The sequence below is a fragment of the Halostagnicola sp. A-GB9-2 genome (assembly GCF_030068615.1).
Classification (GTDB): Archaea; Halobacteriota; Halobacteria; order Halobacteriales; family Natrialbaceae; genus Halostagnicola.
The window spans coordinates 70,453-83,417 of the sequence record NZ_JASJOC010000006.1 but is presented as its reverse complement, the minus strand read 5'-3'; the positions used below and the strand labels follow the sequence as shown (position 1 = coordinate 83,417).

Genomic DNA, 12,965 nt, shown 5'->3' with positions numbered 1-12,965 from the left:
CGAATCGCACAAATCTGTTATCATCAGCGCAAAAAGAGAAAAATAGTACTCGGCGGAATTACGGCCCGACGGAAGTGAACGGCTCCGGCACCCCTCCGTAGAATACAACGCTGATGATCAGGGTGAGGATAAACATCCCGATCCACATCTGGGCCGTGATGCCAACGAGATAGGAGACGCCAAGCAGGCCCGAATTCGTTTCTCGAGGCTTGCCGACGAACCACGCTGCGATCATGACGTACACCGGAACGAGGATCACGCCGAAGATAAGGAAGGTGCCGATGTTGGGGAAACCGGTTATCCCTTCGGTGCCCTCGTAGCCGTGATAGAGGACGTGTGAGAGGCCGTTTGAGAGCGCGGCAATCATGCTTCAACCTCCTGTTTACTCGCACTTTCGTCTACCGGTTCGTGACCGTGATCTTCGCGAAGGTGTTCGATCGCGTGGAGTTCGACCACGGGAATGACCTTGGCCAGGACGAGGAAGAACAGCACTACCATGCCAACCGTCCCGACCAGTGAGAGCCACTCGATCAAACTCGGGAAGTACACCCCAGGAGTAGCCGCGTAAATTTCGAACGTCGGGTGCAGGAAGCCCTCGACGACGAAGAGGATCTTCTCCATTAGGGTCGCAAGAAGCACCGTCACTCCGGCTGCCATCGCACGAGTTCGCGTGAACAGCGACGGCCGAATGGTCTGTGCGAAGATGTAGACCAGCGTCCCGAAGACCATCCCCATCGAGAGGAGGTAGATCGGGTGGAACAGCGTCGCTTCCTGTGCGACGGCCGTGTCCAGCGGCGCGGCGAACATACCGACGACGTTCTGCTGGAGCTGAAGCCAGAGGAACAGCAGGCTGAAGAAACCGAGCCACAGCAGGAGGCCGCGGAAGACGTCGTCAGTGATGATGTGATCCCAGTCGTAGGCGTACCGGAAGGCCGCAGAGATGAGGATCACGCCACTGATCGCCGAAGTCAGCGCGATCGTGAGGAACTGCGGACCCTGCACGGCGCTGAACCAGGCGGGCATGCCCGGGAGGACGGCGAACAGCCACGGAATAACGCCGCCGTGAAGCAACAGCGGCGCCATGATGATGATCGCGAGTGCGAGCCACCAGACCATCCGCTCGATGATCTTGTCCTCGCTCTCGGAGTATCCGAGCGTCAGCACGTTATAGATCGGATCAAAGTGGTCCGGTAACTGGTCGCGGAGTCGGGTCACGTCGTATCGGATCGTCAGTGCGAGGTAGGTCGCGGTCAGCACGAAATAGGCCGTGATGACCGTCACGTCCCACACCAGCGGCGAGTTGTGTACGGTGATGTGGTAGTGACCGATAATGCTCGTGACCATGCGGTCCGGTCGGCCCATGTGAACGATAATATAGAACCCTGCGGCCGAGAGACCGGCGAGCGTCAACATCTCTGCGAGGCGGGCAACCGGCATGTATCGGTCCATGCCGAGCAGTCGAACGGCGGCGGAAAGGATAATGCCGCCGTGGGCGATCCCGACCCACCAAATGAACGCGCCGATGTACAGTCCCCAGGTGACGCCGCCACCGCTACCCCAGTCCGAGAGGTTGGTGACGACCAATCCCTGCTGGAGCTGGTAGGCCCAGCCCACGAGGAACGCCGCGAACGCCAACAACGCCGCGCCGAAGAGGATGTAGTAGTTCTTCGACGTGTTGCGAATCGGTCGGAGGATGTCGTCCTCGTTTGGCGTCTTGGTGCTCATATCGGCATCCTCTCGGAGATGTAATCGAGGTCGACTGTTCCTTCGTCGGTAACGTCCTTTCGAACGTCGGCGAGGACCTGATCCTCACCATTGTCGGCTCGCTCGTAGTCCATCTGCTCGTAATCGACCGGTCCTTCGGTCTGCTCTGCGTTCGGACCTGGTTCGTTACCGACGTAGACGACGTTCGGGTTCGTGCCGACGTCCTCGAGCAGCTTGAACGTCGAAGCGTGCGAACCTTCTTCGCCCTGAACGATCCGTTCCGCTTCGGTCTCGGTCATTCCGTCGTCGTCATCATCTTCGGCGGGTTCGTCCTCGCCGTCGAGGATTCTAACGGCTTCGAGCAAGTCTTCCTCAGCATCGTCCAGATCGTCTTCCTCGAGTTCGTCGTAATCGAGGCCCTCCTCGGGTGCGAAGTTGTTACCCGCTAATTCCGACTTCGCACGCGTCAGTGCGACGTTATCGAGGTACTGCTGGGGAGCGCTTTCGGAATCGTTCATGTCGCCGAACTGGATCGCGTCCGGCGGGCAAGCAGTTTCACAAGCAGTCGTTCCGATCATTTCTTCGCCCTGCTTACCGTCCTGATGGGACGGGCACATCGTACACTTGCTCATGACGCCGCGGGGCGCACGACTATCGACAGGGCGTCCGCGCTCATCGTAGACGTGGTCGTTATCGATTGCTTCGGCGGCCACGTCAGGTTCGTCCCACTGGAAGTAGTTGACGCCGTACGGACAGGCGACCTGACAGTATCGACAGCCGATACAGACTTCGTAGTCCGTCAGGACGAGTCCGTCGGATTCACGCGTGTGTCGGGCCGTCGTCGGACAGACCTTCTCACACGGCGCGTCCGAACAGTGCTGGCACGGACGGACGAGACGCTGTCGACCGGAGTTCAGATCCTCTTCGGGATCCTCGTAGTCCAGCACGTACATCCAGTTCACGCCGGCGTCGAGCTGGTTCTCTTCGGCGCAGGCCTGAACACAGGACAGACAGCCGTCACACTGCTCGAGGTCGATGACCATCCCCCACTGGGTTCCGTCGTTGTCATCGTCATCTTCCTGCGCGGCGGCGTCGACGCTTGGTTCGTCATCGCCGAAGGTCGCCGCAGCACCGAGTCCGAGGAAGGCGGCCCCCGCACCCATCTTCTTCATCATTTCGCGACGATCCATATCCTCGTCGCCTTCGAACGCCTCGAGTGCGTTGGAAGCGTTCGCTTCCATCTCCTCTAAGGCTTGCTCGGTCGGCCGGTCGTCCTGGCCGAACTCCTCCATCATATCCTCGTGATACTGTTCGTGGAACTCGGCCTCGGAGAGTTCACCTTTGGTGACGCGCATGGCATCTTCTGCCATCTGCATCCCGAGGTCGGTATCATACTCGGTATCATCGAGCATAGCTTCGAGATCGTCCTCCCACTCCTGTCCGAGCGGGTGGAACGACTCGTCGTCTGCGCTCATCGGGTTAGAACACCTCCGATGTGGCTGTTGGATACACGTGCATCATACATGTCCGCACGCAATCATTTTCGTTCATTAGTGGAACCTCTATACCGTTTTCACCACTAGATCTGTTTCAAGTGTCGAGTCGATTTCCAGCGCTCGAGAATTGATGCGAATATATTCGCTAGTTTATAAGTAAATGGGTTGAAATTGCCGGGAATACTATTGTTGCACTCCGAACAACGATTACCGTTACCGAACCGGCTCAACCGGGAATCACGTCGAGGCAATTGGCTCGTTCGTATCCGCGAATTCGTCGACGTGTGAAACGTTCTCGACGAACCGTTTGACAACCGCTTCCTCCGCTCGATGAAGGGTTTCGCTGCACGTTGATTTTGCGATGTCGAGATGATCGGCGAGTTCGGTCAACGAACACCGCCGCGGCGTATCATAGTACCCCTCGTCGACTGCCGCGACGACGACCTCGAGTTGCCGTTCCGAAAGCAACTGGCGCTCGTGGGGGTCCTCACGAACGGTTTCGATCCGGTACTGAATGCCGAATCGCTCGAGTTGGCTGGCGAGATTCGCGAGTCGCTGACGGGTTCCCGTCACGTCTATCGTCGCCATTCCGTTCTGGATTTCGACCGGAAGCTCGATCGGCATGCCCGACTCCCGCGAGGAAAAGAGGAGCAGCGGATCGGTGGTTTCGAAGTGGACCGTCACCTTCCCCTCGCCGCGCTGGATCGTCGAAAGTTCCGTTATCTGTTCGTGCCCGGTCATCGCTTCGACGACGCCCGGAACGTCAGGTCCGGCGATCTCTACGAGGGCGAATCCGGATTCGGAATCGGGGACGGCCGCGAGGACGCGAAACGTCGAATCAGGGTGTGCGGTCGACACCTGCTGAATCCATACCTGCTCCGGCATCGTTATCGCGAGTGTTGCCTGTGCCATGATACCCGTTCTCGTCGAGACGTTGCTGTCCCGACTACCAATATGTTCGCCCCGTTGCAACCAACTGGGAATGATCGAAAGCTCGAGTTGTAAGGAGCCATAGACTGTGAGCCCAATACCCTCCTTGCCACCGCCATCATTATGCGAGCAGGTCGTGAACGTCTCTGGCATGGACATCTATACCGGCCGCGGAGACGACGGACAGACGGATCTCCGGACGATGGAAAGGGTGTCGAAGGCGAGCCACCGGATCGAAGCCTACGGCACGGTCGACGAACTAAACGCCGTCATCGGAACGACTCGGCCGGCCGATTACGACGACCTCGAGGCGAAACTTCGGGAAATTCAAAACCATCTCCACGTCGTGCAGGCCGATTTCGCGAACCCGGAACCGGACGACGACGACCCCCAAATCGAACCCGAACACGTCGACCTCCTCGAGGGGTGGATCGACGAGTACGACGAGGAACTCGAGCCCCTGACGTCGTTTATCCTTCCGAGCGGGGGGGATCTCGGAAGCGGGCTTCACTACGCGCGGACGATCTGTCGGCGGGCGGAACGACGCGCCGTCGCACTGGCCGGCGAAGAGGAGATCAACGAGACCGCAGTCACCTATCTCAATCGGCTCTCCGACGCCCTATTCGTGTTCGGCCGCGTCGCGAACGCTCGAGACGGCGTCGCCGAAGAAAGTCCGACCTATTGAGGTCCACGTCGAACCGTCCGATTGAAGGTCTACATCGGACCGACCTATCGAGGGACACCCCGACCTAACTTATTTGGATCCGTCCACTATCCGAGACCGATCCGTCGAGCGGAGTCGCCGCCGAATCGACGGCTCGTCGACGAAAGTCGCCGACGGAACGGTAGTCCACTCCTGAAGGCAGTCGGCGGAGCAAAACCGCAAGTCGATCGATTCGGTTGCGGAGTTCGTCTCCGACTCGGTCGAGAGATCCGATTCGCTCGCAGTATCGGATTCGGTCGCGGGATGGGTCCGAAGTGTGTACGCGATATCGCCGTTCGCCCCGCAGTTGTCGCAACTCATACCAGTCGTCTCGAGATGAACGTTCATGAGTATGCGACGGTTTCTACGTCTCGTTCGCGGGTAATATCGAATTACCAGCAGCCGAATCGGCCCCGAAGATGGACAGAGGTATCCGCGGCCGTAGTCTCCCGGATCAGTACCCTCACCTGTCGGTCGTATCGAAACGCTTACTCCCGACAGGCCGGTGCGATTGTATATGAGCGACGACGCCGTTACTCCGGAGGACGTCCGCCACGTCGCGTCGCTGGCCCGGGTCGATCTCGAGGACGACGAGATCGAACAGTTCACCGGCCAGTTCGCGGATATCCTCGAGTACTTCGAGACGTTAGACGAGGTTCCAGCGGTGGACCAGGACGCAGAGCTCACGAACGTCATGGAACCCGACGAGGTTCGTGACTCACTCGACAGCGAATCGGCACTCGAGAACGCCCCCGAAACCGAGGACGGCTACTTCAAAGGGCCAAACGTCTCCTGATCATGTCCGAGAATATCTTCATCACCGACGAGACGATAGCGGGCGACGACGACGGGCCACTGGCCGGCAAAACCGTCGCCGTCAAGGACAACATTTCGACCGAAGGCGTCCGGACCACCTGCGGGTCGAAAATGCTCGAGGAGTACGTCCCGCCCTACGACGCGACGGTCGTCTCCCGGCTCAAGGACGCCGGTGCGACCATCGTCGGGAAGACGAATATGGACGAATTTGGGATGGGAACGACGACCGAGACCTCCTTTTTCGGGTCGACTGACAACCCCGCCGCACCGGGACACGTCCCCGGCGGCTCGTCGGGCGGTTCGGCCGCGGCCGTCGCCGCCGACGAGGCCGACCTCGCGCTTGGATCCGACACCGGCGGTTCGATCCGCTGTCCGGCCGCCTTCTGTGGCGTCGTCGGCATCAAGCCAACCTACGGACTGGTCTCGCGGTACGGACTGGTCGCCTACGGGAACAGCTTAGAACAGATCGGCCCCTTCGGCTCGAGCGTCGAGGAGGCCGCCTCCCTGCTCGACGTTATCGCGGGTCCGGACGAACGAGATGCGACCACCCGCGAGCCGCCAGGTGGGGCAGAGAACGACACCGACGGAAAATCGTACGCGTCCGCCGCTGACGGGGATGTCGACGGCCTGACCATCGGCGTTCCAACGGAGCTGCTCGAGGGCGCGGACGAGGGCGTCGTCGAGACGTTCTGGGACGCAATCGAGGATCTCGAGGCCCAAGGGGCGACCTACGAGGAAGTCAGCCTCCCGTCAGTCGAACACGCCGTCGAAGCGTACTACGTGATCGCGATGTCGGAAGCCTCCTCGAACCTCGCGCGGTTCGACGGCGTCCGGTACGGTCACGCCGCCGGCGAGAAGGGTGAAAACGACAACTGGAACGAGGCGTTCTCGCAGGCTCGAAAGGAAGGGTTCGGCGACGAGGTCAAGCGCCGCATCCTGCTCGGCACGTACGCGCTCTCGGCCGGTTACCACGACAAGTACTACAAAAAGGCACAGGACGCCAGAGCGTGGGTCAAACAGGACTTCGACGAGGCGCTTTCGGAAGCCGACGTGCTCGCCTCGCCGACGATGCCGGTTCCGCCGTTCGAACTCGGCGAGAGCCTCGAGGACCCGCTGACGATGTACCTCGCCGACGCGAACACGGTACCGGTAAACCTCGCTAACCTGCCGGCGATTTCGGTTCCTGCGGGCGAGACCGACGGGCTCCCAGTCGGCGTCCAACTCGTCGGCCCGGCCTTCGGCGAGCGCGAGATTATTCGGGCCGGTAGCGCACTCGAGTAAGCGGGGAAGCGATCACGTTAGGAGACGACTGGGAAGAACGAGCCTCAGCGAGAGACGGCATCGGAAGAATTGGCGGCGTGCTCGGAGATCGGCGACAACTGGAAGCGATCGCGAAAGAGCGTTACTCAGTCCTGATACGCGAGGTTCATGATCCACTGCGAGAACGCGTCGCTGTTGGGATCGACCTCTTCCTCGCCGATGAACGGCGAGAGCATATCGCCAGCCATCAGGAGCGTAAAGTCCAGATCTCGAGCGGTCGGCGTGATGTAGTAGGTGTTGTGTCCGTTGTACACCGTATCTTCGCGGTCGACGAGTTCCTTCTCGACGAGCGACTCGACGATTCGGCTCCCCTTTCGCGAAGAGACATCGAGTTCCTTCCAGAAGTCGCTCTGGTGGATGCCCCCGGAGTTGCGGACGAGTTCGAGACCCGCTCGTTCATCCGCGGAGAGTTCGGCTTCGGCGGTCGAGAGACTCACGGAACCCACCTCGCGAGCGTACTCGTGGCTACGAACGGATGTGCGCGCATATCACAAAGACAGTGGGCAAGGCGCTTAAATGTGGCCTTCGAGGCCGCCGACCGAGGACAGTTCTTCGTAGGCGGTTCGACACGGTGGGCCGTCCGCGAACTCGTAGGTCGTCGCGTCGCCGAGTGCGATCAACGAGGACGACCGCGTGCCGAACCCGTCTCGGTGGATACAGACGCCGTACTCGTGGTCGCCCAGAACGTCGCCCGCGCGCTCGAGCCACTCGCCTGCGAGTTCGCCAGAATTCGACTCGAGTTCGTCTCGAACTGACCGGGCGTTACTCGCTTGCGCTCGAGCCAGTTCCGGGCGAATTGATGGGATCGCGACTTCGTCGTCGACGGCCACGTTGACCACGACGTGGACGCCCGGCTCGAACTCGAGGCGTTCCAACTCGCCGTCCCACGTGTAGCAGTAGGCCTGCTCCGCGTCGGCGGCGGTGAGGTTGAATCCGTCGTATTCGTGATCGTCAGTGGCCGTTTCGATAGTTTGCGCGGCTTCGGCCGCCGACTCGGCTTCGAGAACGTCGCCGACCAGCAATCCTCGAGAGCGATTCCCGGCGAGATCCGCGTCGGTCCAGCGGTTCGTGATTCCGGCGAAAACGCCGTGCTCGTTGTACCCGATCCAGGTCCCGCCGGCTTCCGTATCCCTCGGCGCGACCACCAGCGGCTCCTCGTGATAGATATTGGGGAGCGTCGACGGACGCTCGAGGGCCTCGTCCCTGTTAGCCGCGACGGCGACGGGCGCGTCGTCGAAAACCTGCCAGGCGAGGGTCAGAGTGCACACGAGAGACACGTAGGACCCTGGCGTATATATGCTATCGCCCGATCGTCGCGCTCCTCACTCGAGCGCCGCCGCATCGATCCCGCCGTCCCGGAGGAGATCCCGGACAGCGTCTCGGTCCACAGTACCCGATGACGTCCGCGGAAGCGAATCGGTAAAACCGATCGTTTTCGGCTGCTTGAATCCCGCCAGTTGGCCATCACAGAACCCGAGTAGGTCGCCTGCGGACATGTTCTTCGCAGAGCCGGACGGGACGACCAGCGTCCCGACGCGCTCGCCCCACTCCGGATCCGACAGGCCGACGACTGCGATTTCCTCGACCGCAGAATGGGCTCGAATGACGTCGGCGACTTCGCCAGGATCGACGTTCTCGCCGCCCGTCACGATTCGGTCGCTCCGCCGGTTCAGCACCCACAGTCGGCCGTCCCGATCGCGGTAGCCGATATCTCCTGTGTGCAGTCCGTGTTCGTCGAACGCCTTTGCGGTATGCTCGTCCTCGAGATAGCCCGGCGTCACCGTCGGTCCCGAAACGACGATTTCCCCCGTTTCACCGCGCGATACTGGCTCGCCGTCCTCGTCAGCGATAGTGACATCGGTCACAGCGAGCGGCTGGCCGACGGTTCCGTCGTGCGCCCGTGATTGTTCGGGAGTCGCCGTCGATATCTGTGAAGCCGTTTCGGTCATTCCGTAGGTCGGAAAGGCGGGCACGTCGGCTTCTCGCGCCCGCTCGAGTAGCTCGCTCGAGGCCGGCGCGCCGCCAAGCAGAACGAATCGAAGCGAATCGGGCTCGCTCCAGCCTGCCTCGAGCAGTCGCTTGAGCATCGTCGGAACGAGCGAGACGCCGCTGATATCGTATTCCGCGAGGACTCGAGCGGTCGCTTCCGGCTCGAATTCACGCTGGATGACGAGCGACGTCCCGTAGAGCACAGACCGGACCGCAGGGGCGAGTCCGCCCATATGATACATCGGAAGACAGCAGAGCCAGCGATCCGTCGGAAGAACGCCAAGCCGAAACGCAGACGCAGTCGCGCTCGAGACGAGGTTTCCGACCGTCAGTCGAACTCCCTTCGGTTCGCCGGACGTTCCGGAGGTAAAGAGGATCAGAAACGGATCGTCTCGATCCAGAACGGTCGGTTCGGGAGCCGTCATGGCCTCGCCCGAGTCCGCCGGAAGCGGTCGAACGCGAACGGACTTCGAGCCCGAATCGGACGGCTCGTCGACGGAGAAAACCGGTCTGGCCGTGCTCGAGACGGCCAGGGGTTCTGTCTCCCGTTCGCAGATGACGGCCTCGAGATCTGTTCGCTCAATCTTCGATTCTATCTCGGTCGCCGTCTCGCGGACGTTCAGGGGGACGAGAACGCACCCGGTTCGCATCGCGGCGAAGACGAGACTCGCGAACGCAGGGCGAGTCTCCATCAGGACACCGACTCGGGGCGGTCCGTCACTATTGCTGGTAGCCTGAGCCTTGATAATCGACTCGAGAGCATTTGAGACGCGGTCCACGCGGCAATCGAACTCGCGGTAGCTCCACCGGCGGTCGGTCTCGGTGTCGATTACCGCAGTTTTGTCGGGCGTCGTCTCGCGCCGATGAGTCAGCAGATCCGCAGTCGGCCAGTCGACGGACTCGCGCATTACTCGGACCAGAGGCCCGAAACCCCAAGACCCTTCGCCTGCGGAACGACCGCCGAACCGCTTTCGAACAGGACGGGATCGGGCCCCAGATCCTCGGCGAGCAACTCACCCGTCGCGAGTCCGCTGGCGGGGAGGTCAGGGATCGCCGCTGCGAGATGGACGGCACCCGTTCGGGCGACGACGGCGTCGATGGTCGTGGTCACTATGGGCGTGACCTCGAGTTCGCGAAGCCACGCGGAGATCTGCTGGGCGATATCCAGCCCACCGAGCGCCATGGGTTTCAGAACGATCGCATCCGCCGCACCTGCCTCGCAGATCGCGTCGACGCCGTGCTCGAGCAGTCCCTCGTCCAGGCCGATGCCGACGCCTCGGCCGCGCAACGCCGCGTGGCCCTCCAGTGCACCCGCCGGGAGGGGCTGTTCAAGGATCGAGACGCCGTAGTCGGCGAACCCCTCGATCGCGGATTCGGCCTCCTCGATGGTCCACGCCCCGTTCGCGTCGGCTCGAAGCTCGACCTCCGGACCGGCCGCCGCTCGAGCCTGCTGAACGCGTTCGATATCCGTTTCGACGGGACGAACGCCGACTTTCAGCTTACAGCAGTCGAATCCTCGCGAAACGGCCGTCTCGACCGCCTCGGCGGTCTCCCCCGGCGTTCCGTCGCTGATCGTCGCGTTGACCGGAACCCGGCCGACGAGCGCGTCCCCGCCGAGGTACTGGTACAGCGGCGTCGCGTCGCGAGCGGAGCGCAGATCGGCGACCGCAAGCGTCACACCGTGGCGGGCCGCCACGCGGTCGTCGACGGTGTCGATCGCTCGGCTTGTTCCTTCCGTAGAAAGCACCGCTCTCGCCTGTTCGAGCCCACGTTCGCACGCCTCGAGCGATTCCGTCCACCCCGGGAGAGGCGTCGCCTCCCCGTAGCCGACGGCGTCGCCATCGGTCAGTTTCACGAGAAAGCCTTCGCGCTGTTCGATTCGTCCGTGAGCGGTCTCGAGTGGCGACTCGAGCGGGAGCGAGAAGCGCCGGAACGAAAGCGTCGGCGTCATCCGAGTATCAACCCCGCGGCAAGGAGTATCGAGACGATCGTGAGCAGTTTCCCCGTGTCCTCGAGCGCGGGATTGAGGGCGTCTCCGTCGGTTCGGTTCAACATCGTTTGTGTGATCATCGCGGCGTAGGGAATCGACAGAAGCGGTAACAGGATGGCAGGTCCGAAACCGTCACCGAGCCAGAACCAGATCGGGACCGCGTAGGCGAGGACGAGCAGCGCGACGAACTCGACGCGACTCCACCCGTAGCCGAGCCGAACTGCGAGCGTGTGTTTGCCCGTTTCGCGGTCGGTCTCTCTGTCCCGGACGTTGTTGACGACGAGAATCGCAGTCGAAACTGCGGCGACCGGTAAGCTCGCGACGAACGCCGTCATCGTGACCGTTCCGTCCGGAACCGACGTCGTCAACGGGTCTGCGTAGACCGAAGCGGCCTGAACGTAAAACGTCCCCATCACGGCAACGACGCCGAAGAAGACGAAGACGAACAGGTCGCCCAGTCCGTGATAACCGAGCGGGTAGGGGCCGCCAGTGTAGGCCCACCCGCAGAAGACGCTCACGAGTCCGATCACGAGAATCGGGACGCCACCGACGTACACCAGATACGTTCCGACGAGGATCGCGAGTCCGAACGTAACGATCGTTGCGAGTTTGACCTGTCCGGGTTCGATGAGCCCGGATTGGGTCACGCGAGTGAATCCGTCGCGATCATCGGTGTCCGCTCCTTTCTTGGCGTCGTAGTAGTCGTTCGCGAAGTTCGTCCCGACCTGAATCAGCGCCGCCCCCACGAACGCCATCAGCGCCGGCAGTGGGGCGAATACTCCCGCGGAAACGGCGAGTCCGATGCCCACAATAACCGGTGCCGCGGCCGCCGGCAACGTCTGTGGCCGAGCGGCCATCACCCAGGCTTTCGTCCGCGAAACCGTTGCCGTACTCATTACTCGAGTGTCCCACTTCAGGGAGTGTCAACGTTGGCATTGCGGTTGAACAGTTGGCTCGATTCGATTATCTGGCGCTCGAGCGGATGCCGATCGTTCGGAACGTCTCGAGTAGTGCAAGCGTGCCCACAACTGGTTCGCGAGAACCCTAGTACTGCCAGGGGTACTCCGAAAAGTCCGGCTCTCGCCCCTCGACGAACGCGTCCCGCCCCTCCTTTGCCTCGTCGGTCATGTATCCGAGCCGCGTCGCTTCGCCGGCGAAGACCTGCTGGCCGACCATGCCGTCGTCGGTCATGTTGAACGCGTACTTGAGCATCCGCATCGCCGTCGGGCTCTTCGAATTGATCCGTTGGCCCCACTCGAGGGCCGTCTCCTCGAGGTCCTCGTGGGGAACGACTTCGTTGACCATCCCCATCTCTTCGGCCTCCTCGGCGGAGTAGGTTTTCCCGAGGAAGAACACTTCTCGAGCTTTCTTCTGGCCGATCTGTTTCGCGAGATACGCGGAACCGAAGCCGGCGTCGTAGCTCGCCACATCGGGATCCGTCTGGAGGAACTTCGCGTGTTCCTCGCTCGCGAGCGTGAGGTCACAGACGACGTGGAGCGAGTGACCGCCGCCGACGGCCCAGCCGGGAACCACGCAGACGACGACCTTCGGGATAGTGCGGATGAGTCGCTGGACCTCGAGGATGTGAAGCCGTCCCTGCTCCGACGCTCGCGCTCGCGGGCTCTGCCCGCTCGCGTTATCAGAGGCGTGTTGCGCCTCACTCACCTCGTCGTCCTCGTACTGGTAGCCGTCTTCACCGCGAACAGTCTGATCGCCGCCGGAACAGAACGCCCAGCCGCCGTCTTCGGGCGAAGGGCCGTTCCCCGTCAACAGAATACAGCCGACATCGGTCTGGCGTTTGGCGTGCTCGAGCGCGTCGTACAGTTCGTCGACGGTGCCCGGCCGAAACGCGTTGCGAACGGCGGGGCGGTCGAACGCGATGCGGACGGTTCCCGAGTCGACCGCTCGATGGTAGGTGAGATCGCGAAAGTCGAATTCCTCGATCGGTTCCCACCGCTCCGGGTCGAAGTGTTCTGAAACCATGTCCAAAACTGGGCACTTGGCGGTGAAATAGGTT

General features: G+C 61.9%; 14 protein-coding genes. 3 read left to right on the top strand and 11 right to left on the bottom strand.

Going from position 1 to position 12,965, the window contains the following annotated elements; genetic code table 11:
* Positions 1 to 58: 58 nt before the first annotated feature.
* From QNM96_RS15135 to QNM96_RS15120, 4 genes are all read right to left on the bottom strand, one after another.
* On the bottom strand, positions 59 to 367 hold the full coding sequence (locus QNM96_RS15135) for a hypothetical protein (RefSeq protein WP_283837397.1): 309 nt from the start codon (positions 365 to 367) through the stop codon (positions 59 to 61).
* Entirely contained in the window at positions 364 to 1,725 is a 1,362-nt protein-coding gene (gene nrfD / locus QNM96_RS15130) for an NrfD/PsrC family molybdoenzyme membrane anchor subunit (RefSeq protein ID WP_283837396.1), read from the bottom strand. Before nrfD ends, QNM96_RS15135 begins: the two co-directional genes overlap by 4 nt.
* Positions 1,722 to 3,179: a 4Fe-4S ferredoxin N-terminal domain-containing protein gene (locus QNM96_RS15125; RefSeq protein ID WP_283837395.1), complete on the bottom strand. Its 1,458-nt coding sequence runs from the start codon at positions 3,177 to 3,179 to the stop codon at positions 1,722 to 1,724. The genes nrfD and QNM96_RS15125 overlap by 4 nt, the downstream gene beginning before the upstream one ends.
* A gap of 258 nt (positions 3,180 to 3,437) precedes the next feature.
* Positions 3,438 to 4,112 carry a helix-turn-helix domain-containing protein gene (locus tag QNM96_RS15120; RefSeq protein ID WP_283837394.1) on the bottom strand — a complete coding sequence of 225 codons (675 nt, stop codon included), beginning with the start codon at positions 4,110 to 4,112 and terminating at the stop codon, positions 3,438 to 3,440.
* Between the two features lie 169 nt (positions 4,113 to 4,281).
* Here QNM96_RS15120 and QNM96_RS15115 point away from each other — a divergent pair, with 169 nt between their 5' ends.
* Positions 4,282 to 4,815 (top strand): cob(I)yrinic acid a,c-diamide adenosyltransferase, encoded by a 534-nt coding sequence (locus QNM96_RS15115; protein WP_283837393.1) that lies wholly within the window; start codon positions 4,282 to 4,284, stop codon positions 4,813 to 4,815.
* A 69-nt stretch (positions 4,816 to 4,884) separates the two neighbouring features.
* Here the strand turns inward: QNM96_RS15115 and QNM96_RS15110 are convergent, their stop codons facing one another.
* Positions 4,885 to 5,154 (bottom strand): hypothetical protein, encoded by a 270-nt coding sequence (locus QNM96_RS15110; protein ID WP_283837392.1) that lies wholly within the window; start codon positions 5,152 to 5,154, stop codon positions 4,885 to 4,887.
* Positions 5,155 to 5,350: 196 nt separating this feature from the next.
* On the opposite strand from QNM96_RS15110, the gene gatC reads away from it, so the two are divergent.
* Both gatC and gatA read left to right on the top strand, forming a co-directional pair.
* Entirely contained in the window at positions 5,351 to 5,629 is a 279-nt protein-coding gene (gatC, locus tag QNM96_RS15105) for an Asp-tRNA(Asn)/Glu-tRNA(Gln) amidotransferase subunit GatC (protein WP_283837390.1), read from the top strand.
* Between the two features lie 2 nt (positions 5,630 to 5,631).
* Complete coding sequence (gene gatA, locus QNM96_RS15100; RefSeq protein WP_283837388.1) at positions 5,632 to 6,930, top strand: Asp-tRNA(Asn)/Glu-tRNA(Gln) amidotransferase subunit GatA; 1,299 nt, start codon at positions 5,632 to 5,634, stop codon at positions 6,928 to 6,930.
* A gap of 125 nt (positions 6,931 to 7,055) precedes the next feature.
* On the opposite strand, the gene QNM96_RS15095 is transcribed toward gatA, so the two are convergent.
* The 6 genes from QNM96_RS15095 to QNM96_RS15070 form a co-directional block, all read right to left on the bottom strand.
* Positions 7,056 to 7,406: a MarR family transcriptional regulator gene (locus QNM96_RS15095; RefSeq protein WP_283837386.1), complete on the bottom strand. Its 351-nt coding sequence runs from the start codon at positions 7,404 to 7,406 to the stop codon at positions 7,056 to 7,058.
* A 75-nt stretch (positions 7,407 to 7,481) separates the two neighbouring features.
* Complete coding sequence (locus QNM96_RS15090; protein WP_283837385.1) at positions 7,482 to 8,237, bottom strand: NRDE family protein; 756 nt, start codon at positions 8,235 to 8,237, stop codon at positions 7,482 to 7,484.
* Between the two features lie 54 nt (positions 8,238 to 8,291).
* A complete protein-coding gene (gene menE / locus QNM96_RS15085) occupies positions 8,292 to 9,866 on the bottom strand; it encodes an o-succinylbenzoate--CoA ligase (protein ID WP_283837384.1) in 1,575 nt (524 codons plus the stop codon).
* A complete protein-coding gene (locus tag QNM96_RS15080; RefSeq protein WP_283837382.1) occupies positions 9,866 to 10,909 on the bottom strand; it encodes an o-succinylbenzoate synthase in 1,044 nt (347 codons plus the stop codon). Before QNM96_RS15080 ends, menE begins: the two co-directional genes overlap by 1 nt.
* Positions 10,906 to 11,844 (bottom strand): 1,4-dihydroxy-2-naphthoate polyprenyltransferase, encoded by a 939-nt coding sequence (locus tag QNM96_RS15075; protein WP_283837381.1) that lies wholly within the window; start codon positions 11,842 to 11,844, stop codon positions 10,906 to 10,908. The genes QNM96_RS15080 and QNM96_RS15075 overlap by 4 nt, the downstream gene beginning before the upstream one ends.
* A 148-nt stretch (positions 11,845 to 11,992) precedes the next feature.
* Positions 11,993 to 12,931: a 1,4-dihydroxy-2-naphthoyl-CoA synthase gene (locus tag QNM96_RS15070; RefSeq protein WP_283837380.1), complete on the bottom strand. Its 939-nt coding sequence runs from the start codon at positions 12,929 to 12,931 to the stop codon at positions 11,993 to 11,995.
* Positions 12,932 to 12,965: the final 34 nt, after the last annotated feature.

What these genes read in the sequence shown, in the direction of transcription:
- QNM96_RS15135 (WP_283837397.1), bottom strand. Translation starts at nt 367, where the DNA reads ATGATTGCCGCGCTCTCAAACGGCCTCTCACACGTCCTCTATCACGGC.
- nrfD (WP_283837396.1), bottom strand. Translation starts at nt 1,725, where the DNA reads ATGAGCACCAAGACGCCAAACGAGGACGACATCCTCCGACCGATTCGC.
- QNM96_RS15125 (WP_283837395.1), bottom strand. Translation starts at nt 3,179, where the DNA reads ATGAGCGCAGACGACGAGTCGTTCCACCCGCTCGGACAGGAGTGGGAG.
- QNM96_RS15120 (WP_283837394.1), bottom strand. Translation starts at nt 4,112, where the DNA reads ATGGCACAGGCAACACTCGCGATAACGATGCCGGAGCAGGTATGGATT.
- QNM96_RS15115 (WP_283837393.1), top strand. Translation starts at nt 4,282, where the DNA reads ATGGACATCTATACCGGCCGCGGAGACGACGGACAGACGGATCTCCGG.
- QNM96_RS15110 (WP_283837392.1), bottom strand. Translation starts at nt 5,154, where the DNA reads ATGAGTTGCGACAACTGCGGGGCGAACGGCGATATCGCGTACACACTT.
- gatC (WP_283837390.1), top strand. Translation starts at nt 5,351, where the DNA reads ATGAGCGACGACGCCGTTACTCCGGAGGACGTCCGCCACGTCGCGTCG.
- gatA (WP_283837388.1), top strand. Translation starts at nt 5,632, where the DNA reads ATGTCCGAGAATATCTTCATCACCGACGAGACGATAGCGGGCGACGAC.
- menE (WP_283837384.1), bottom strand. Translation starts at nt 9,866, where the DNA reads ATGCGCGAGTCCGTCGACTGGCCGACTGCGGATCTGCTGACTCATCGG.
- QNM96_RS15080 (WP_283837382.1), bottom strand. Translation starts at nt 10,909, where the DNA reads ATGACGCCGACGCTTTCGTTCCGGCGCTTCTCGCTCCCGCTCGAGTCG.
- QNM96_RS15075 (WP_283837381.1), bottom strand. Translation starts at nt 11,844, where the DNA reads ATGAGTACGGCAACGGTTTCGCGGACGAAAGCCTGGGTGATGGCCGCT.
- QNM96_RS15070 (WP_283837380.1), bottom strand. Translation starts at nt 12,931, where the DNA reads ATGGTTTCAGAACACTTCGACCCGGAGCGGTGGGAACCGATCGAGGAA.